The organism is Micromonospora arida (assembly GCF_042873195.1).
GTDB lineage: Bacteria > Actinomycetota > Actinomycetes > Mycobacteriales > Micromonosporaceae > Micromonospora > Micromonospora arida.
Window position 1 is genome coordinate 969,797 of record NZ_JBIALC010000001.1, and the last position, 18,752, is coordinate 988,548.

At 70.3% G+C, this 18,752-nt stretch carries 17 protein-coding genes; 8 read left to right on the plus strand and 9 right to left on the minus strand.

The genetic code is table 11. From position 1 onward, the window contains the following. Window positions 1-19: 19 nt before the first annotated feature. Together ACFYP0_RS04620 and ACFYP0_RS04625 are read right to left on the minus strand one after the other, a co-directional pair. The gene (locus tag ACFYP0_RS04620; RefSeq protein ID WP_112679933.1) at window positions 20-481 is read right to left on the minus strand and encodes a tripartite tricarboxylate transporter TctB family protein; all 462 of its coding nucleotides are present in this window, start codon (window positions 479-481) and stop codon (window positions 20-22) included. Window position 482: 1 nt separating this feature from the next. Beyond that, on the minus strand, window positions 483-1,505 hold the full coding sequence (locus ACFYP0_RS04625) for a tripartite tricarboxylate transporter substrate-binding protein (RefSeq protein WP_386994367.1): 1,023 nt from the start codon (window positions 1,503-1,505) through the stop codon (window positions 483-485). A 144-nt stretch (window positions 1,506-1,649) separates the two neighbouring features. On the opposite strand from ACFYP0_RS04625, the gene ACFYP0_RS04630 reads away from it, so the two are divergent. Together ACFYP0_RS04630 and ACFYP0_RS04635 are read left to right on the plus strand one after the other, a co-directional pair. Further along, on the plus strand, window positions 1,650-2,333 hold the full coding sequence (locus ACFYP0_RS04630; RefSeq protein ID WP_386994369.1) for a response regulator transcription factor: 684 nt from the start codon (window positions 1,650-1,652) through the stop codon (window positions 2,331-2,333). A gap of 4 nt (window positions 2,334-2,337) precedes the next feature. Then, window positions 2,338-3,756, plus strand: coding sequence for a sensor histidine kinase (locus ACFYP0_RS04635; protein WP_386994371.1), 1,419 nt, complete (start codon window positions 2,338-2,340; stop codon window positions 3,754-3,756). A gap of 12 nt (window positions 3,757-3,768) precedes the next feature. Here ACFYP0_RS04635 and ACFYP0_RS04640 read toward each other — a convergent pair whose 3' ends face one another. Further along, window positions 3,769-4,713 carry a TAXI family TRAP transporter solute-binding subunit gene (locus ACFYP0_RS04640; protein ID WP_386994373.1) on the minus strand — a complete coding sequence of 315 codons (945 nt, stop codon included), beginning with the start codon at window positions 4,711-4,713 and terminating at the stop codon, window positions 3,769-3,771. 223 nt (window positions 4,714-4,936) lie between these two features. Between ACFYP0_RS04640 and ACFYP0_RS04645 the strand changes: the two genes are divergently transcribed. From ACFYP0_RS04645 to ACFYP0_RS04660, 4 genes are read left to right on the plus strand one after another with little or no spacing between them, the layout of a single operon-like run. After that, window positions 4,937-5,335, plus strand: a complete 399-nt coding sequence (locus ACFYP0_RS04645; RefSeq protein WP_386994375.1) for a YbaB/EbfC family DNA-binding protein — start codon at window positions 4,937-4,939, stop codon at window positions 5,333-5,335. Continuing rightward, a complete protein-coding gene (locus tag ACFYP0_RS04650) occupies window positions 5,322-5,642 on the plus strand; it encodes a type VII secretion target (protein WP_356975143.1) in 321 nt (106 codons plus the stop codon). Before ACFYP0_RS04645 ends, ACFYP0_RS04650 begins: the two co-directional genes overlap by 14 nt. Further along, on the plus strand, window positions 5,639-6,922 hold the full coding sequence (locus ACFYP0_RS04655; protein WP_386994377.1) for a WXG100 family type VII secretion target: 1,284 nt from the start codon (window positions 5,639-5,641) through the stop codon (window positions 6,920-6,922). The genes ACFYP0_RS04650 and ACFYP0_RS04655 overlap by 4 nt, the downstream gene beginning before the upstream one ends. Window positions 6,923-6,931: 9 nt before the next feature. After that, window positions 6,932-7,156: a hypothetical protein gene (locus ACFYP0_RS04660; RefSeq protein WP_244219226.1), complete on the plus strand. Its 225-nt coding sequence runs from the start codon at window positions 6,932-6,934 to the stop codon at window positions 7,154-7,156. A 54-nt stretch (window positions 7,157-7,210) separates the two neighbouring features. On the opposite strand, the gene ACFYP0_RS04665 is transcribed toward ACFYP0_RS04660, so the two are convergent. Continuing rightward, entirely contained in the window at window positions 7,211-7,351 is a 141-nt protein-coding gene (locus ACFYP0_RS04665; RefSeq protein ID WP_386994857.1) for a hypothetical protein, read from the minus strand. Between the two features lie 248 nt (window positions 7,352-7,599). Next, window positions 7,600-13,575: a DUF4011 domain-containing protein gene (locus ACFYP0_RS04670; RefSeq protein ID WP_386994379.1), complete on the minus strand. Its 5,976-nt coding sequence runs from the start codon at window positions 13,573-13,575 to the stop codon at window positions 7,600-7,602. Window positions 13,576-13,694: 119 nt separating this feature from the next. On the opposite strand from ACFYP0_RS04670, the gene ACFYP0_RS04675 reads away from it, so the two are divergent. Continuing rightward, window positions 13,695-14,180, plus strand: coding sequence for a hypothetical protein (locus tag ACFYP0_RS04675; protein WP_386994381.1), 486 nt, complete (start codon window positions 13,695-13,697; stop codon window positions 14,178-14,180). A 56-nt stretch (window positions 14,181-14,236) separates the two neighbouring features. Beyond that, entirely contained in the window at window positions 14,237-16,366 is a 2,130-nt protein-coding gene (locus ACFYP0_RS04680) for a HelD family protein (protein WP_386994384.1), read from the plus strand. Between the two features lie 13 nt (window positions 16,367-16,379). Here ACFYP0_RS04680 and ACFYP0_RS04685 read toward each other — a convergent pair whose 3' ends face one another. The 4 genes from ACFYP0_RS04685 to ACFYP0_RS04700 form a co-directional block, all read right to left on the minus strand. Beyond that, a complete protein-coding gene (locus tag ACFYP0_RS04685) occupies window positions 16,380-16,835 on the minus strand; it encodes a hypothetical protein (RefSeq protein ID WP_386994386.1) in 456 nt (151 codons plus the stop codon). A gap of 8 nt (window positions 16,836-16,843) precedes the next feature. Beyond that, window positions 16,844-17,764: a ParA family protein gene (locus ACFYP0_RS04690; protein ID WP_091400182.1), complete on the minus strand. Its 921-nt coding sequence runs from the start codon at window positions 17,762-17,764 to the stop codon at window positions 16,844-16,846. Between the two features lie 160 nt (window positions 17,765-17,924). Further along, a complete protein-coding gene (locus tag ACFYP0_RS04695) occupies window positions 17,925-18,176 on the minus strand; it encodes a hypothetical protein (RefSeq protein WP_386994389.1) in 252 nt (83 codons plus the stop codon). Next, on the minus strand, window positions 18,173-18,475 hold the full coding sequence (locus ACFYP0_RS04700) for a DivIVA domain-containing protein (protein ID WP_386994391.1): 303 nt from the start codon (window positions 18,473-18,475) through the stop codon (window positions 18,173-18,175). The genes ACFYP0_RS04695 and ACFYP0_RS04700 overlap by 4 nt, the downstream gene beginning before the upstream one ends. Window positions 18,476-18,752: the final 277 nt, after the last annotated feature.

Consider the following 18,752-nt stretch of genomic DNA (forward strand, 5'->3'; position numbering starts at 1 on the left):
CCTCAATCCGGATGCCGCGTCAGAGGCCCAGCCAGGGGCCCCACAGCGGGATCCGCAGCTGAAGTCCGACGACGAAGATGAGCGTGCTGGCCACGGTCAGCCCGGCGGCCACGGCCACCGCCGTGAGCAGCCGTACGCGTGCGCTGGCCAGGGTGGTGAGCAGTGCGGTCACCGCCGTCGTCGGTACGAACCCGAGTCGCCGGATGGTGAACCCGAAGAACAGGACCGCGAGCACGATGACGGCGACCGCCCGCCACGGGATCGGCCCGAACGAGATCACCTCACCGGCGATGAGGCCCTTGCCGGCGATCGCCAGGCCCAGGGCGACCACGGCCGCGCCGACCAGCAGCGGGAAGGCACCGGGGCCCATCCGTGTCGGGGTGCCCAGCTCGTAGCCGAGCGCCCCCACCACGAATGCGCCACCGATCAGGACGAAGATCCCCCCGGCGAGGACGTCCGGGAACGACCGACGGCGCTCCACCTCAGGAGACCTTGACCCCGGAGTCGGCAATGATCTTCGCCCAGGTGCCGAGCTGCTCGTCGAGCTTCGCCCTGTGCGCGTCCGGGGTCGCGTCCTGAGCCGGCACCGGCGCGGTGCCCAGCTTGGCCATCTGGTCGATGACCCCCTGGTCGGCCAGCGCCACCTTCAACGCCTCGGACAGCTTCTGGACGATCTCCTGCGGCGTGTCGGCCGGAACGTAGAGACCGTGCCACACGCTGACCTTCAACTGCGGCAACCCGGCCTCCGTGGTGGTGGGCAGGTCGGGAAGGCTCTTCACCCGCTCGGGCGTGGTGACCGCGTACGCCTTCACCTTTCCCGCGGCGATCTGGCCGCTGGTGTTTGTCGTCTGGTCGCACATGAAGTCGACCTGGCCGCCGACGAGGTCGGTCAGCGCGGGACCGGTGCCCTGGTACGGAACCTCCTGGAGCTTCACACCGGTGGTGCTCTGGAACAGCAGGCCGCACAGGTGCGACGCGGCGCCGATACCGGCGTTGGCCAGCGTGACCTTGTTGGCGTTCGCCTTCACGTGGGTCACCAGGTCCTGGAGGGTCGTGGGCGCGAAGTCCTTACGAGCGACGATCGTCATCGGTACCTCGGTGACGAGCCCGACCGTCTCGAAGTCCTCCAGGGGCTTGTAGCCGAGGCTCTTGTAGAGGGCGGGCGCCGTCGACATGCCGATGTGGTGCATGAGCACTGTGTAGCCGTCCGGCTTGGCCCGCGCGACATCGCCGGCGCCGACAGTGCCGCCGGCACCCTCGACGTTCTGGACGACGATCTTGCCGCCGAGCTTCGCGGCCATCGGCCCGGCGATCATCCGGGTGACCGTGTCCGTCGGGCCACCCGCGCTGAACGGCACGACGATCGTGATGTTCTCGTCCGGGTAATTCGCGGCGTCCCCTCCGCCGGCGGCACCCCCGTTACCCGAACAGGCGGTGGCGAGCGCGACGACACCGATCGCGGCGATCATCCGCGCGGTGGCCCGGTACCTGCTGGTCGTTCGCATACGGCAACCTCCCCATCAACGCATGGACATCCTTCGGCGCGTTAGTGGCCCCTAGTCTCGGCTGGTCGGGGCCCGGATGGTGTCAGAAAAATCCCAAGAACCGGGCCGGCACGAGCACCGATCCGGGCCGTACAATTCGCCGGTATGCGGATAACCGTCATCGAGGATGACGACCGCGTGGCGCGGGGTCTGGTGACCGTCCTGACCCAGGCGGGCTTCGAGGTTCACCGCGTCGCCACCGCCGCGGAGGCCGAGCGCGCCGCGCCGTCCGACGTGGTCCTCGTCGACCTGGGTCTCCCCGACGGCGACGGGCTCGACGTGATCCGCAAGCTACGTGACCACCCGCAGACCGCCGTCATCGCGGTGACCGCGCGATCCGAGGAGCACGAACGGGTTCGTGGCCTGCGCGCCGGCGCTGACGACTACATCGTCAAACCGTTCGGCATCCCCGAGTTGCTCGCCCGGATCGACGCCGTCCTGCGGCGCACCCGGGCCGCTCGCGCTCTCGGCCAGACCGACGAGCCGCTCGTCCTCGGGCCGATGCGGATCGGCGTCGGCACCCGCGAGGTCACCGTCGACGGCGCACTCGTGCCGTTGACCCGCAAGGAGTTCGAACTGCTCCTGCTCCTGGCCCGGCGGGCGCCCAACGTGGTCAGCCGCGACGTCATCCTCGACCAGATCTGGGGCGCGTCCTGGGAGTCGTCCAGCCGCACCCTGGACACCCACATCGCGGCGCTGCGGCACAAGTTGGGGCCGGACGTGGTCATCCGGACCATCCACGGCGTCGGCTATCGGCTGCTGGCCGACCAGCCGGAGCTGATCGGCTGACCGCGTGCACCGCCGGCTGCTCGTCGTCCTGGTCCCCCTCGCGGTGCTGCTCGTCGCGGCGCTCGGGGTGCCGCTCAGCATCACCGTGGCCGAACGCGAGATGCAGGAGACGTACGTCAACCGTCTGGGCGACGTCGGCCGGTTCGCCTCACTGGCCGAGACCGCGCTCTCGACGGGCCGCACCGAGGCGTTACAGCAGGAGCTGACGCGGTACCACGAGCTCTACGGCATCCCGGTCGCGCTGATCGACACGTCGGGAGCGGTGCTGCTCGGAGCCGCCGACGCGTACCAGAAGGCAGCGCGCGCCGAGGCGGCGTTGCCCCGGATCGTCACCGCGGCGCTTGCCGGCGCGCGCTCCGAACCGTCCTGGGAGTGGGCGCCGTGGGACGACTCCGCACTCGTCGTGGCGGAGCCGGTCGGCCGGGACAGTGAGGTCGTGGGCGCCGTCGTGACCATCTCCGACCTGTCCCGGACGCGCGAGCTCATCCTCGTACGCTGGGCCCGGCTGGCCGGGCTCGGGCTGCTGCCGTTGCTCGCGCTGACGGCCGTCGCCTGGCCGGTGTCGGCGTGGGTGCTGCGGCCGGTGCGGAAACTCGACGCGGCGACCTCGCGGATCTCCGAGGGCGACCTGACCATCCGGGCCGACGCCGAGGCCGGCCCCATCGAGCTGCGGCGGCTGGCACGTTCGTTCAACACCATGATGGACGCCGTCGAGAACGCCGCCCAGCGGCAGCGCGCGTTCGTCTCCGACGCGTCACACCAGTTACGCAACCCGTTGACCAGCCTCCGGCTCGCCGTGGAGAGCCTCGCACCACACCTGCGGTCCGACGGCGACGGGCAGCAGGCGTACGACGTCGCCGTCGACGAGCTGAAGGCGATGCAGCGGATGCTGAACTCGCTCCAGGCCAGCGCGCGGATGGAGAGCCTGCGGACGGCGTCGCCGGTGGACCTCGACGAGGTGCTGGCAACCCGGGTGGACCGGTGGCGGGCCCTGACCGCCACGGCCGGGCAGACCCTGGCTGTCGACGTACCCCCGGGGTTGCGGTTGCTGGAGCCGCCCGGCGGGCTCGGCAGCATCCTGGACGAACTGATCAGCAACGCGTTGCGGCTGTCCGACGCGCAGGTCGTGGAGGTGATCGCGCAGGTGGCTTCCGCCGGCGCGGTGGTCACCGTCGCCGTCCGCGACGACGGCCAGGGCATCGACGTGTCCGAGCGGGCCCAGGCGTTGCAACGGTTCTGGCGCTCACCTCGGCACCAGAACGTGCCAGGGACCGGGCTGGGCCTGGCGATCTGCGCCGACCTCATCGGGGCGGCCGGGGGTCAGCTGCGGCTGGAGGAGGGCCTGCAGCGTCCGGACGGGTCCGGGAACGGGCTCGCCGCGGTGGTGATGTTGCCGGTCGCGCCCGCGTCGGCGCCGGTCTGATGTGGTCCCGGGTCAGCGTTTGCGGTCGCGGAACCAGGCCGCCGCGCCCGGATGGAGCGGGACCGACGCGGTGGAGATTCCGGTACGCACGTTGATCTGCCACGCCTCCGGAAGGGCCTCGGCACCCTCACGACCATCGGAGGTGATCGCCCCGGTGTGCCGGAAGACCGTGTCGGTGATGGCGTAGACGAGGTTGTCAGGCAGGTCGTCGCGCGCCAGCAGCACGTTCGGTACGGCGACGGTACGGGTCGCCGGGACACCGGCGTAGGCGGCCGCGTGGATCATGGCCGGCGCGTAGGGACCGGGGTACGCCGTGAAGAGCCCGTCCGCCTGCGCATCCAACGGGATCAACCGGATCGGGTGCCGCTGCGCCAGCTCGGTGATCGCGGGCGTCGGAACGCCGGTGAGCGAGAACATCGCGTCGATCGTGCCGTCGCGCAGCGCTCCTGCCGACCCGGCCTGGCTGAGGTTCCAGCCGTCGGCTTTTAGCGGGCCGAGCTTCAGGACCCGCAACGACGTGAACTCCGTGCCGGAGTCGTGCGCCCCGAGAGACACCCGCTTGCCCTCAAGGTCCCGAAACTCGCCGATCGCCGAACCGGCCATGACCACGAGATGCAGGTGACTGTCGTAGAGCCGGCAGATCGCCGAGAGCCCTCCGGGCGCGCTGCCGTCGCTGGTGATCAGCGCGTCCAGGCTGGTCAGCCCCAGGTGCACCTCGCCGGCCCGCAGCATCCGGATGTTGTCGGTGGACGCCCCACTCGGCACAGTGGTAACCGTGGCACCCGGCACCTGCTCGGAGATGTGCTCGGCCAGCGCCCCGCCGATCCGTCGGTAGACCGCCCCCGCCGGCCCGGTAGCCAGTCGCAGGTGGACCGGGTCCGCCTCCGGCCGCCGCGAACAGCCAACGAGCAGCCCGCCGCCGGCCAGCAGCACCGCCCGCCGACTGAACCGCGTCATGCCGAAATGATACGGACGCCGCCCCCTGCCGCGCCGATCTTGCAGTTTCGGTCGTCGAGATGCGGGACTGTGCGTCATTTGTCGCGACAGCAAGTGCAAGATCGCGCGGAGCGGGCGGCCCCGTTGACCACCCTGAGGGGGCATGCACGCAGCGCCACCGGTTGGTAGCGTGCCGGTGATGTCGCCGGTTGCCGCCGGCAGTGGTCCCCTGGGGAGGGTCGACATGTGGGCGGACGACGCTGCGCTCGACGCGGCGGAGCGCCGGCTCGACGAGTGGGAGACGTCGCTCGCCGAGCGGGCGAATCGCGCCAAGGCTCTGTCGGCGACGATGCGGGAATTGACCGGCACCGCCCACGACGTCGATCGGACTGTCGACGTCACCGTCGACTCGAACGGCCTGCTGATCGACCTGCGGCTCGACGAGCGCATCCGGCAACAACCCGCGGCGCACACCGCCCGGCAGATCCTGGACACCACCAATGCCGCACGCGCCGACCTGCTCCGACAGGTCAGCGACGCAGCCACGCAGTCATTTGGCGACGACGCGAGCGCCCAGGCCATCATCGACTCGTACCGCAGCCGGCTTCTCCCCGACCAGGGACCGAACGATGCCCGCCGGTGACGGCATCCAGGTCGACCCGGACGACCTGACCACCCACGCCGCACGCCTCGATCGCTGCGCTGCCAGCCTCGACACCGCCCAGCAGGCAGGCCAGCACGTCCGGCTGGGCACCGACGCCTACGGACAACTCTGCGCGATGATGCCAGTGTTGCTCGACGGCCTGCAGCGAACCCTGGTCGACGGCATCGGCGCCGCCGCCACATCCGTGCGGGACACCGCCGGCAAGCTCCGGGTCGGAGCGGACCGCTACCGAAGCTCCGACGCCCAAGCCAAACAGCTACTCGACAGGGTGCGACAGCGCTCGTGACGTCGAACCCGCTCGTCGCCGCCGCTGCGGACACCCCGCCGAGCGCCTGGGCGGGCGTGTGGATCTGCGAGGACATCGAACTCATCGCCCAGGGCGTCCGCAACGGCAGTTGGATCGACGGCAGCCTCGGCGTCGTGAGCGCCAGCCTGGACGCCCTCGCCCTCGTCTCCGACCCGGTCGGCGCCCTGCTCCAGTACGGCATCGCCTGGCTCATCGAACACGTCAAGCCGCTCAGTGAGGCGCTTGACTGGCTCGCCGGCGACCCGACACAGATCACCGCGCACGCCCAGACCTGGCGCAACGTCGCCGGGTCGCTCCGCGACGACGCCGCCGAGCTGGCTCGCGCCGTCCGCACCGACGTCGCAGGTTGGGGCGGCAGTGCCGGCCCCGCCTACCGCGGCTGGGCCAATGAACAGCAACAGGCCATCACCGGCCTCGCCCAGGGCGCCGACACCATGGCCGCGATCACCGAAGGCGCCGCCGGCCTGGTGGCCGCCGTCCGACTCCTGGTCCGCGACGCCATCGCCACCTGCGTGTCCCGCATCATCGTGTACGCGGGCGAACTGCTCATCACCGGTGGACTGGCCGCGCCGCTGGTCGTGGAGCAGGTCACGACGCTTGTCGCGTCTTGGGGGGCGCGGATTGCACGGCTGCTGCGAGGGCTGCTGGCGAGTTTGCGGCGGCTGATTCCGGAGGTGCGTCGACTCGCCGACCTCATCGAGAAACTCAAGCAGGCGCTGGGCCGACTTGGCGACACTCCGCGCGGGCCTCCAGGGAACGCAGCAGATGGGGCTCGCGGCGTTCATGGAGGCCACACCACTCGACCTCGTAACCTTGCAGACTACGGCGGGCAGGACCGTTGGGCGGAGGAGGCGTACGAGGCGATCCGCCAGCAGGCCGACGCCGACGTCATAGCTGGCCACGTCGGAGACGCGCCCCGCCTGGACGGTGCCCGAGGTTTCTCTCAGGAGGAGATTGAGCAGATCCGCCGGCACGTCTTCTTCGACGCCCACCCAATGGATGACTATGCGGGCGGAGTCATCCATCAACGATACGATCCGAGCCCACCCATGGCTGAGGCGTGGCTGCGTTTACGGCGAGGTAGCCCACTGCCCGAGGATTACGCACTCTTGGAGCACGAGTTGGCAGAACTGCAGTACTACCGGACACACCCGCAGGCGGCATACCGGGAAGCACATCTTGCCGCCAACCAGGTGTCCAATTGGGAGACGTTCATACCCGGGCCGACATACGAAGACTACTCGGGGATTGGAGGCTAGAACGTGGGGATGATGGTGACCGCGCGGCGCGTGGAGGCGGCCGCAGGCGAGGTTCGGTACGAGTTCGGATTGGATGACAGGTTTGATCGAATCCTCACAATCGATCCGCACACCCTCGACGCCCGTGTCGAAGATGGCGATTTCAACTCAGCTGCGGGTGCGATCGCGTCAAAGATCGTCAAGGCCTGGCGATCGAGCGGTGAGTTTCCGTCGAGAATGCTGTTCGCAAGCTGAGCGAATGACGCCGGTCTCTACCGGTAGCGCAACCGTAGTAGACCGAACGGAACGTCAGCGGCGGAAGCAGTCGCCGTCGTGGCCGTCGCGAAGGAGGCAGCGCCGGCCGCCCGGCATCAGCAGTTCACAGAAGACCCGGTGACGGAGGAACTGCTGGTCCTCCTCGGAGACAGTGGTCTCCCCCGGGTCGGTCATGGGCAGCACCAGCATCCATCGGCCGACCGCCAACCACCTGCAGGAGATCGTCGACAACAACCTCGGATCGTTGTGGATCGACGACTTGCCCCCCGCAGCACAACAGGAGATCGTCAGCCATCTGCGCAGCAGCCTGGTAACGGTTGGCGGGCGACAACTTCCGGAGACCGAGCACAAGGTCGACGTCATCCGCCATGACCAACCCGGTACTCACCTCGGTCCTGTTGCCGATGCGAGGTTGGCTGTCGTCAGCCGCTGGTCAGGCGGCCCTCCTGGTCGTAGCGGAGGCGACCGCTGGTCAGGGCGACGTGCAACCCGTACCGGAGTAGCTTGTCAATCTTTTCGGTACGTCGGCGGTAGCCGAGCCGTTCCAGGCCGGCGCGCAGCAGCCGTTCCTCGTCCATGCTCGTCATGCCCTGAAGCACGTGCACGAAAGCGTTCGCCACCTCCTCGGGCGGCACCTCCTCGAACGCGCGGTCGTTGCTCGCCTGGGTGACCCGGTACGCGCGGTACGTCTGCGGGTCGACGCCCTCCGGCCAGGCGTACCGACTCACGGTCGGGTGCGCGTAGAGGCGACGGGAGTCGACGAGGGACAGCACGGCGGTGCGCCGGTCCTCCCGGGTCCGGAGGAAACCGAACCGGGCGAGAGCGAGGCGTGCCAGCCGGTGCTGCTCGATGGGCCCCTCAGAGTCGATGATCTCGCGGAGCGCGTTCCGCATCAGGTCACGTACCCGCCGGTCGGTGGCCAGGAGGTCGAGGTCGGCCTGGTCTCCGAGTGAGGTTGGGACGTACGGAACGAACGGGCTCACCGTGATGGTGTCTGCGGCCGACGTTGCCGTGGTCGCGGCGGCCAGTGCAGTGACGGGTGCTGCCGATCCGCCCCGGAAGGGCTCTTCGTCCGCCGCGAGGCGCGGCTGCGGCAACTCGGCGGCCGGTGCCGAGCGTGGCTGCTCCACGTCCGTTGCGGGGCGCGGCTGCGGCAGTTCAATAGCTTCGGGTGCCGCTGCGACCGCCGACGACTCGGATTCGACTGTCGCGAGGGCCTCGGCTCGCGTGACCGCTTCGTCGACCCGGTCGAGTAGCGCCGACCGGTCGTGGATCCACGCCGGCAGCCAGAACCGCACGACCTCCGGCCAGCCCATGATCGAGCGGAGAAGCGTCGGTGCGGAGTCCCGGTCGGCCACCGTCGGGCGGGCGCTCCAGTCCGGGCCGTCGAGCATGACGGCCACCTGCCACCGTGGTGAGCCTGGTGTGCGTACGGCGATGTCCACTGTGAAGTCGGAGAGACCGTGCGAGGTACGGACCTCGTGGCCGCGGTCGCGCAGTGCCGCGGCCACCTCATCGCGGATCCGACTACGCCGTTCGGTGCGGTCGGTGGCCAGGTCGCCCAGACGGTCCGCACCTGCGGCGGCCATCTCGCAGTACGCCCGCAGGTGCTGCGTGCCCAGCGCCGACGTACGGGCGAGGTCGATGTCGGACGGGTCGAAGGACGAGTAGAGGACGACCTGACGGCGGGCGCGGGTGATGGCCACGTTGAGCCGCCGCTCGCCGCCGGCCTGGCTCAGTGGACCGAAGTTCAGCGGGAGCTGACCGGTCTCCAGATTGGTGGAGAAGGCCAGCGAGAACAGGACGACGTCCCGTTCATCGCCCTGCACGTTCTCCAGGTTCTTCACGAAGATCGGCTCTGCGACCGCACCGGAGAGCTGCTCACGGATGATCGGGTCGGTGCTCTCCTCCAGCAGGTTGAGGATCAGATCCCGCTGCTGGATGTTGAAGGTGACCACGCCGACGGACTGGGTGGCGGTCGCCGGGTCGTGCAAACGCCGGGTGATGTCCGCGAGGATCGCCCGTGCCTCGACCTCGTTGGTGCGGGATCCGCCCCGGTCGTACTGGCCCTCGACGCGCCGCCAGCTGACGCCCGCGGAGCTGGCGGCACCGGGCGACGGGAGGCTGGAGAGCTTGTTGTCGTAGTAGTAGCGGTTGGAGAAGGCGATGAGGGACTCGTCGTGGCTGCGGTAGTGCCAGGACAGCCACCGTTGCGGCAGTCCCGACTCGACGGCCTCGCTGAGGATGCTCTCCAGGTCCTCCGGCACCGGGCCGTCGCCCTCGTCGACCTCGTCCACGCTGTGGCTGGCCTGCATGATGCTGCTCGGCGGCATCTGCCGGGAGTCCCCGACGACCACCACGGCGCTGCCCCGACCCATCGCGCCGATCGCCTCCGCTACGCGGATCTGCGAGGCCTCGTCGAAGATGACCAGGTCGAAACGTTGGCTCCCGGGTGCCAGGAAGTTCGCTGCGGACGCGGGGCTGACCAGCACGCACGGGGTCAGTGCGAGCACCGCGTCCGGGTACTGCTCGAACAACTCCCGGAAGGACCGACCGCCCCGCTTACGGCGCAGCTCCGCGGCGAAGTCAGCGAAGCGGCCACGCCGGTCGGCCGGGCTGAACGGGCGGCGACGGACCAGCACCGACGGCAGCTGCGTCGGCAGCGCGGACCGCAGCTCACCGGCGGCCGCCTCGAACTGGCTGATCTCGTCGTCGTGCAGTTCCGGGTCGAAGTACTGCAGGCCACCGGCCCGTACCCGCTCGGCGAGGGACGCCGTCGCGACACCCCGGCGGTAGACCTCCTCGGCGAGATGCGCGGGCACCTCGGCGCGCAGCAACTGGTCACGGTAGTCGGTGAGGCCGGCCGAGGCGAGCACGTCGGAGTGGGCCAGGACGGTCGCCCATCGGCGCAGCGGGAACAACTCCTCGCTCTGCAACTCGTGCAGCCAGGCCGCGCCGTCGCGCTGCCAGGCGTCGGTCCAGTGCGAACCGCCCGCCCACAGGGTCAGCTCGGCCTCACCGGAGCGCAGCACTCCGCGCCAGGCCCGCCACCGCGAGGCAAATCGGTCGAGCATTGCCGCGTCGGCATCGGTGAACCCGCTCTGGAACAGCTCCCAGGCCTGCGGATACTGGGCCAACAGCGTCCGGCCAACCCGGGTCGCCTCGACGGCTTCCGTCAGCCGCTCCTGCGCGTTCGGGTACGTGGGCAACCACTGCGACAGCCGCAGCCCACCGAGCCCCAGCAGATGTTGGTGCAGCGCGGCGGCCTGCGCCCGGGCAGCAACCAACCGGCCGGTGAGCACCTCCACCTGTTCCACGTCGAGCGTGGCACCGGCGACCAGATGCACCGCCAACCGGTCCGCTATGGCCTGGCGGCGCTTGCCCTTGCCGAACAACCGCTTCGCCGCCTCCTGGGCCTCACCATGCCAGGCGGTCAGCTCCGGTCGAGCGAACACGTCGGGCCGGAAGGTGGCCAGCTCACCGGCGAACCCCTGCCGGAAGGCCGCCAGGTCCGCCTGGAACCGGGCCACCGCCTCGTCCCACCGCCGGTCGCTGGCGTGCACTGTGGTCTGCCGGTCCGGCAACATTCCGCGTACGGCGAGCCAGGCGCCCGCCTGCAACTCGCTCACGGTCTCCGGGGCGGGCAGCGTCCGCAGCAACTCGACCAGGCGCGGGTACGCGGCGAGATCGGCGCGGAGACGTTCCAGCTCACCGGCGATCTCGGTGACTGCGGCGCCGTGCAGCCCGTCGAGGGTGCGGCAGCCGCTGAGCGCCCACGGATGCGCGGCCCGGAGTCGGGCCGATCGTGCGGCCGCCGGGAACTCCCGCAGGGTCGTCTCGACCTGCGCGCGTGCCGGGGCGGGTGCGTGCAGATAGGCCACCGGAATCGGGGCGACCGGGCCGTCCCCGTACGCCAGGGTCTGCTCGTAGGCCGACCAGAGCGACATCCCGACGGGGTTGGTGGTGTGCACCTGGGCCGGGTACTCCGTCAGTGGGGCGAGCCGCGTCCGGTAGGCCGTCTCGACGGCCGTCCAGGTGCCGTCACCGCCCTGGTCGTACTGGTCGAGCGCGTCGCGCAGCTGCTGGCGGATCGCGTTGAGGGACTGCTTGCGCCCGTGCAAGTCGAGCGCGAACGGCCCGAGGCCGATCTGCTTGAGGCGGCGCTTCACCACCTCCAGGGCGGCCTGCTTCTCGGCGACGAACAGCACCGACCGGCCCGCGCTGACCGCCCGGGCGATCATGTTGGTGATGGTCTGGGACTTGCCGGTGCCCGGCGGGCCTTCCAGGACGAAGGAGTGGCCCCGCTCGGCGCGCACGATGGCCTGCATCTGCGACCCGTCGGCGGGGATGGGCAGGTGCAGGTCGGCCTCGTCGACAGCGATCTCGACGTCGTGCTCCGGGCGGGCGGGATCGTCGAACGTGGCGCCGGAGGACTCGACCAGGTGCCGGACGACCGGGTTCTCCATGAACCGGGGCCAGTGGTCGGTGAGGTCCCGCCACATCTGGAAGGTGGAGAACTGCAGCAGTCGAAGACTGGCGGTCTCGTCGATGCGGTAGTTGAGCCGGTTGTCGAGCAACCCCGTGTTGATCGCCGCGAGGGTCTTGGCGATGTCGATGCCGTGCTCGTCGAGGACCGGTCGCTCCAGCTCCGGGATCCGCACGCTGTGCTTCACCCGCAACCACTCGATCAGGCAGTAGTTCGGGCTGGCGACCTCGGTGCCGTCGATGACCAGCGCGTACGGGCGACGGCCGCTGCCACCCTCGATGCGCACCGGTAGGAGGAACAGCGGCGCGTACGCCTCTCCCCCGGTCGCCTTCGTGTGCACCAGGGTGCCGATGGTCAGGTAGAGGTAGTTGCTGCCGGTCTCCTGCTCCATCGTGCGCGCCTCGCGCTGCAGCGCGCGCATCGCGGTCTTGTAGCGGGCGTCGGTGACCGCGCCGTAGACCCGCCGGTCGGTACGCAGCTCCCGGGTCAGGATCTCGGCGTCGAGGTCCTGCGCCCGACGTGCCCCGGCCAGCTCGTGGACGTGACTGATGTCGTCCTGCGGGATGACCTGCACCTGACGGCCGTCGTGGATGAGGTCGTCGAGCAGGGCCAGCGCACCCGCGGGCACGTGCAGGTCCAGGCCACGGCCACGCTTGGGCAGGTTGAGCAGCGGGTTACGCAGGCTCAGATCGAGCAGCGACTTCTTCCACTGCTGGACGCGCGCCGGTGAGCCGTCGGACTGCTGCGGCACCTCCTCGCCCTCGTCGGCGAACTGGCGCAGCTTCGCGGCGGCGACGCCGGGCGGAAGGTCGAGGGACGCTGTTATCTCCGGCGTCGCCTCGGCGTCGACCGCGGCGGGCGCGACCAGCTCGTCGGCTGACGGCAGCGGGCGGATCCCCGAACGATGGGCCAGGTGGACGTCGACGACGCCCTGCATGCGCTCACCGTCGCCGCGGAAGTGGCCGAGCCCGACGCGTACCGCCTCGGTGAAGGTCGCCGACTGCGCGCCCGGCCCGATGCGGGTCAGCTCGACCGGCACGGCCCGGCCCGAGTCGACCATCGAGATCAGCAGGTTGGTCTCGGTCACCGCGGCCGACCCCAGCCGTTCCTCCTCCAGCAGGAAGCCACCGAAGGCGTGCCCCGCGCTGATGAAGATGAGCGGGTGCAGCCCCGCCGCCTCCAGACACGCGGCGTACGTGACGGACAGGTCGAGGCAGTTGCCGAGCCGCCCGTCGAGGACGGCGGCTGTGGTGCGCACCTTCTGGCCGGTGTTCTCGAAGGACGCCGGCAGGGTCTGATAGGTGATCTCGAGTTGGCGCAGCGCCTCGTACACGGCGCCGGCGATCAGCGCCGCCCGCTCCGAGCCCTCCTGGTAGCCCTGTAGCGAGCCGGAGCCGGTCCGCGCGAGCAGGAGCTGGGCGGCTGCCCGCAGGACCGCCTCCACCGCCCGGGTGTTCGGCTGCACGAAGGCGGCCAGGCTGTCGTACAGGGCAGGGCTGTTGAACCACTCGTTGTGCGCCAACACTCGTGACGGAGCGACCAGCCGCAGTGTCTCCTCCCCCGCCTGCACCCGGAGGATGTAGTCGACAGGGAACGCCTCGTCGGTGCGATACAGCAGCTTGCGGTCGGGCGTGAAGTCGCGGAAGTCGTCCCAGCTCGTGCTCGCGCCGGGCCGCAACGGTGCGGTCAGCGTACGGGTCCACGGCTCGGTCAGCCCGCCGTCCGGGCCTCGCAGCTCCAGCGTCAGCGTCACGTCGGTCAGCGGCACCGCGCCTCGGTTGACGAGCGTGAGGTGACGCACCAGCGGCACCCGGTTGTGCACCAGGGCGGCGTTGATCGCCGGCTGCACGATCAGCCCAACTTCGAGCTGATCGTCGTCGGCGGTGAACTGCGCGAAGACGCTGTCGGACATGGGCGTTTCTCCAGGTGGGGAGACCGTGGGGGGCCAGCCTAGCGGTCAACCGACCGGCGGAGCGGTCCCCGGCCGTACGACGATCTTGGAAGTCGTACGTCTGGGGCAGGATGTGCGCCATGACGACGCAACACCAGCACCTGGTCTACGGCCACGCCATTAATCACGACTGCCTCGCCTTCATCGACGCCCCTACCGCCGCCGGGGAGGCCGCGGAGATCAGGGCGCTCGCCGCCGCCCGTACTTGGGGCGAGGCCCGGCAGGTGCAGATGACCCGCCTGTGGAACCCCGCCGGCCCCGAGTGCTACGACGAGGACGACTACCCCGACGACGAGCCCTTCCGCATCGCCGAGGTGGGTGCGGTCGTGGACATGAGCTGGCCCAAGATGGTCGCGGTGCGGGCGCTCGACGTGCTGCCGGAGGATCTGCAGGACCGGTACGGCAAAGTCGTGCTCACGGTTCACGACGGTGAGTACCTCGAGATCCCGCTCGACGGCGAGGCTGAACTGGTTGCGGAGCTGCGCGAGCGTGGCTACGAGGTGACCCGCGACGACGACCTCATCAACCTGCTCGACGGCCTCGGCCTCGGCTCGGTGACCGCCTGAGCAACGGCACTTAACAGGGATAGGGTGTGGCGGTTCCGCCGGAGTCAGGAGCACACGTGGGCAGCAAGTCGCCGGAGATCGCCAGCGAGCAGACCTTCTTCGACGCGGCGGCCCGACATCGGACCCGCCGGCGGGACGGGCTGGCCGAGGTGACCGCGGCGGCGGCGCATCCCGGCGCCGCCGTGCACCTGAAGCGGTACGCCGGGAAGGCCGCCGAAGCCCTCGGCGACAACGACGAGGCGGTGGCGTTCGGCCGGGTCGACGACGAGTCGGACGATGTGCTCTACATCGGCCGGCACGTCGTGCTCGACGAGCGCAGCGAGGTGCTGATCGCGAACTGGCAGGCGCCAGCGGCCGCGCCCTACTTCGAGGCGAGCCATGTCGACCCTCGGGGCCTGGTACGCAAGCGCAGCTACCAGTGCGACGGCAACACGATCCAAGATTTCACCGACGTGTTCTTCGCCCAGCTCGCGGCCGCCATCGACGGGCCCGACCAGCGCCTGCTCGACGAACTGGCCAGGGCGCGTACCGGCGAGATGCGCGACATCGTGGCAACGATCCAGGCGGCCCAGTTCGAGCTGATCCGGGCGCCGATGGAGCAGGTGCTGGTGATCGAGGGCGGGCCGGGCACCGGTAAGACGGCAGTCGCCCTGCACCGCGTCTCCTGGCTGCTCTTCAACAACCCCGACCTGGCACCGGAGGACGTGCTGGTGGTCGGACCGAACCCGACCTTCATGCGTTACATCGGCCGGGTGCTGCCCGATCTGGGCGACGCCGAGGTGTTGATGCGTGACGTCGCCCGGCTGGCGCCCGACGTACGCCGCGGCCGGACCGAGCAGGCCGAGGTGAGCCGGCTCAAGGGCGAGGCACGGTTGGCCGGCCTACTCTCCCGCGCACTGCGCAACCGGGTGGGGGTGCCCGAGCCTGCCGAACGGCTCCTGCTGGGCGGACGGTTCGTCACCGTGCCCGGAACGGAACTGGCCGAGGCGATGGCGGTGGCGAGCGCGGCGGAATTGCCATACTCCCAGCAGCGCCGCCTGTTCTGGGACCGGGTGAACCACCTGGTCAGTGAACGCGCCGGCGTCGACGCGGCCGGGGCGCCGGCGGTGACGAATCTCGTCGAGCGGCTGTGGCCGCAGCAGTCGGCGGCGGCGTTCCTGCGCGACCTGTTCGGCTCGCGGGCGCGGCTGAGCGCCGCGGCCGGCACGGAGTTCACCGCTGAGGAGGTCCGCCAGTTGCACCGCCAGGGCGCGGACCGGCTCTCCGAGGAGGTCTGGGCCGCGGCGGACCTGCCGCTCCTCGACGAGCTGGAGCGGCTCATCGACGGTCCGGGACGCCAGTACGCGCACGTGGTGATCGACGAGGCACAGGACCTGTCGCCGATGCAGCTGCGGGCCATCGGCCGTCGCTGCGCGGGGGGCTCGCTCACCCTGGTGGGGGATCTGGCTCAGTCAACCGGCTCGTGGGCCCGTGATGACTGGGCCGAGGTGACCGATCACCTGCCTGCGGTCCATCCCGTGGTGATCGCCCCGCTGCGGTACGGCTACCGGGTACCCGCGCAGGCGTACCGGTTCGCCGCCCGGCTGCTGCCGGTGGCCGCCGCCGGCGTGACGCCTCCGGAGGTGGTGCGGACGGGTCCGGCCGAGCCCGGAATCCACCGGGTTTCGCTGACCGAGCGGGCCGGGCGGGTGGTCGCCCTGGCCGCCGCTCACGCCGAGAAGGGCGCCTTCGTCGGGATCGTCTGCCCGGCACGGTGTCGCCGCGAGGTGGAGGCGGCGCTGGCTGACAACGGCGTCGGCTGGAGCAGCGCGCAGCGCGGTGAGCTCGGTGGCTCGGTGAACCTGGTGAGTCCGCAGGAGGCGAAAGGGCTGGAGTTCGACGCGGTGGTCGTGGTCGAGCCGGAACAGATCGTGGCCGAGGACGATCGCGGGCACCGGCTGCTCTACGTGGCGTTGACCCGTACCACGGCATATCTGGACATCGTCTGTGTCGCCGATCCGCTGCCGCTGACCGTGCCACCGCAGCGGAGGCCAACGGCCGCGGACGAGGGTGCCGCACTGTTCACCGACCGAGCGGTCCGCCGGCTCGCCGACCACCTCGCCGGCCAGCTGCGCGGCGCGGCGCCGCGCGCGTCGTGGGATGCGGTCCTTGACGAGGTACGCCGAGCGCTGGACGCGACGGACTGACCCGGCTCTGCGATCAGCCGCGGACCGGCGCCGGCCTGCTGATCGCCGAGGAGTCGAGCCGGCGCCCGACCGTCCACTGCACGATGTCGCGCCGCACGTCGGCCTTGGTCGCCCGGCTCGGCACGGCGATGCCGAGGTTGTTGGCGAGCGCCTTGAGCTGCGGCACGGTCAGCCGCAGGTCGTCGAGGTAGCGCCCGGCGGCCGCCCGGTCGTCGATCGCGGCCAGGTCAGCGCGGACCTTCTCCGGTTCCACCGCAGGCGCCGGCGCGGTCTTCGCCGTACCCCTGCTCCTGGGCGCCACCGACGGCCGCGCCGGCCGGTCGGATGTCGCGCCGGTCGCGCCGGTCGCCGCGAGCTGCAGCCGGGCGGACCCCTCGGCCAGCGCGGCCAGTTGGTCCGCCGGAAGCGTACGGAGGAACTCCGCCACCCGCACAAGTACGGCGTGGCTCAGGTCGGCTGGGCTGGTCACGGGTGCTCCTAGTTCCGGATCCGGGCGAGAAACTCGCTGGCGAGCTGCTGCAGCTCGTACTGGACGGTGGGGTTCGCGTTCGGCAGGAGGACGGCGGGTATTCCGTGCTCGCCTGCGGGCGCGAAAAGTGTCTTGTTGTCCCGGATCATCTGCCGGAACACCGGCAGCTCGACGCTGCTGGGCTGTTCGATGAAGTTGCGCTGGGCGATGATCGGCCCGGTGCCGGCGTACTGGATCATCGTAAGAACCACACCGAGGATGGTGGGATTGATCTGCGGAACGGCGCCCGCGACCCGGTTGTAGTCCCGCACCAGTTCGGAGAGCTTCTTGCGGAGATAGTCGATGCCGAGCGTGGAGAGGTAATCCGCCTTGGCCGGGATCAGGATGTGATCGCTGGCGACGATCCCGGTGCGGGTGACCATCGTGAAGTTGGGCGGGCAATCGATCAGGATAGCGTCGTACGCCTGGAAGGCCTCTCCGTCGAGCGCGTCGGCCAGCGCTCGGTGCAGCGGCAGATAGCGCGGACTTCCGTGCTGAAACCGGGAGCCGCCCAATTGGTAGGCGAAATCCAGGTCGGCGTCGACCAGCATGAGGTGCGACGGGACCAGGTCGAGCCGGCCCGAGCCGCTGCGGGCGATCACGTCGTTCACGGCGGGCGGGGTCACCACGTACGGGTCGAGCGGCTGGGAGCCACCGTGGCCGAGCACGTCGCCGAACCACTGGAGGATGGTGCGCTCGTCGGCGAGTTCCTGCTCCCACTGGTGCGGCTGGTAGAAGGAGAACGTGAGGCTCGCCTGTGGGTCCAGGTCGATCAAGAGTACGGTGAGGCCGCGCGTCGCCAACTCCGCCCCGATGTTCGCCGTCAACGTCGTCTTGCCCACGCCGCCCTTGTAGTTGATGACGGAGACCACGCTCCCGGGCTGACGCATGGCCAGCAGCATGCCACGTGCGCCGCCACGATTCCCAGCGGAGTGGTCGGGCTCTCGCACCGCTACTCGCCTGCGACTACCAGTCCCGCGGCCGCCGCGTCCTCGTCGATGGTGACCCGCCCGCTGCTTCCAGCTCTGCCTATCTCCGGCTTCGCACCCCTCATCGACGCAAGCGGCGGGAGCAGGCGCCGTCGTGGCCGTCGCGGAGCAGGCAGCGCCGGCCGCCTGGCATCCGCAGGTCGCAAAAGACCCGGTGCCGGAGCAACTGATGGTCCTCTTCGGAGACGGTGGTCTCCCCCGGGTCGGTCATCGGAAGCACCAGCATCCAGCGGCCGATGACCCGGGCCAGGCGTTGCGCGGCGGACAGGTCGTTGGCAACGACGGGCAGGTGGATGACGTACCGCTGGCTCATCGGGCCTGGCCCCGGTCGTTGCGAGCGCGGGCCTGATCGGTCTGCCAGCGATGCAGCCCGGCCTTGATCCGGGCCGTCTCGCGGCGGCTCTCGGCGAGAGCGGCGTAGACGGCGGCCATGTCGACGGCCACCCGGTCGAGGAAGGCGTACACGTCGTCGGGGTTCAAACCGCGACGTCCGAACCCGACCGGCGCGAAGCGACGCTCACACACCTGCCACGGCAAGAGACTGGTGTACGCGGCGGAGCGGTAGGTCGCACCACTACCCGCCGCGGTTGATCGCTGGTTTGGGGCGTTCACGTCCGTCCGCCTTTCCTGGTCGTGGATGGGCGGGTTTGCCCGCCCATCTGTGGAGGCACACCCGTCCCCTGAAACCCCAGTTCTCGGCGGTACGGATCACTGCTCGGCGAGGGCTGTCCTGGGAAGCACGGCGGCCGTTCGGGGGGACCGGCCGGCCGCCGTGCTGTGATCAGCCTGCGATGGCCGCATTGGAGAAGCAACGTTTCAGGCCGCAATTTCGCCGTTTTGCGCTGACTTTCTTTGCTGCAACCTGTGCGAGTTGCAGGGACGGCTCATG

Excerpts from the sequence above, each read along its gene's own strand:
- ACFYP0_RS04645 (WP_386994375.1), top strand. The coding sequence starts at position 4,937 with ATGTGGGCGGACGACGCTGCGCTCGACGCGGCGGAGCGCCGGCTCGAC.
- ACFYP0_RS04630 (WP_386994369.1), top strand. The coding sequence starts at position 1,650 with ATGCGGATAACCGTCATCGAGGATGACGACCGCGTGGCGCGGGGTCTG.
- ACFYP0_RS04660 (WP_244219226.1), top strand. The coding sequence starts at position 6,932 with ATGATGGTGACCGCGCGGCGCGTGGAGGCGGCCGCAGGCGAGGTTCGG.
- ACFYP0_RS04695 (WP_386994389.1), bottom strand. The coding sequence starts at position 18,176 with ATGAGCCAGCGGTACGTCATCCACCTGCCCGTCGTTGCCAACGACCTG.
- ACFYP0_RS04640 (WP_386994373.1), bottom strand. The coding sequence starts at position 4,713 with ATGACGCGGTTCAGTCGGCGGGCGGTGCTGCTGGCCGGCGGCGGGCTG.
- ACFYP0_RS04670 (WP_386994379.1), bottom strand. The coding sequence starts at position 13,575 with ATGTCCGACAGCGTCTTCGCGCAGTTCACCGCCGACGACGATCAGCTC.
- ACFYP0_RS04625 (WP_386994367.1), bottom strand. The coding sequence starts at position 1,505 with ATGCGAACGACCAGCAGGTACCGGGCCACCGCGCGGATGATCGCCGCG.
- ACFYP0_RS04675 (WP_386994381.1), top strand. The coding sequence starts at position 13,695 with ATGACGACGCAACACCAGCACCTGGTCTACGGCCACGCCATTAATCAC.
- ACFYP0_RS04650 (WP_356975143.1), top strand. The coding sequence starts at position 5,322 with ATGCCCGCCGGTGACGGCATCCAGGTCGACCCGGACGACCTGACCACC.
- ACFYP0_RS04690 (WP_091400182.1), bottom strand. The coding sequence starts at position 17,764 with ATGCGTCAGCCCGGGAGCGTGGTCTCCGTCATCAACTACAAGGGCGGC.
- ACFYP0_RS04665 (WP_386994857.1), bottom strand. The coding sequence starts at position 7,351 with ATGACCGACCCGGGGGAGACCACTGTCTCCGAGGAGGACCAGCAGTTC.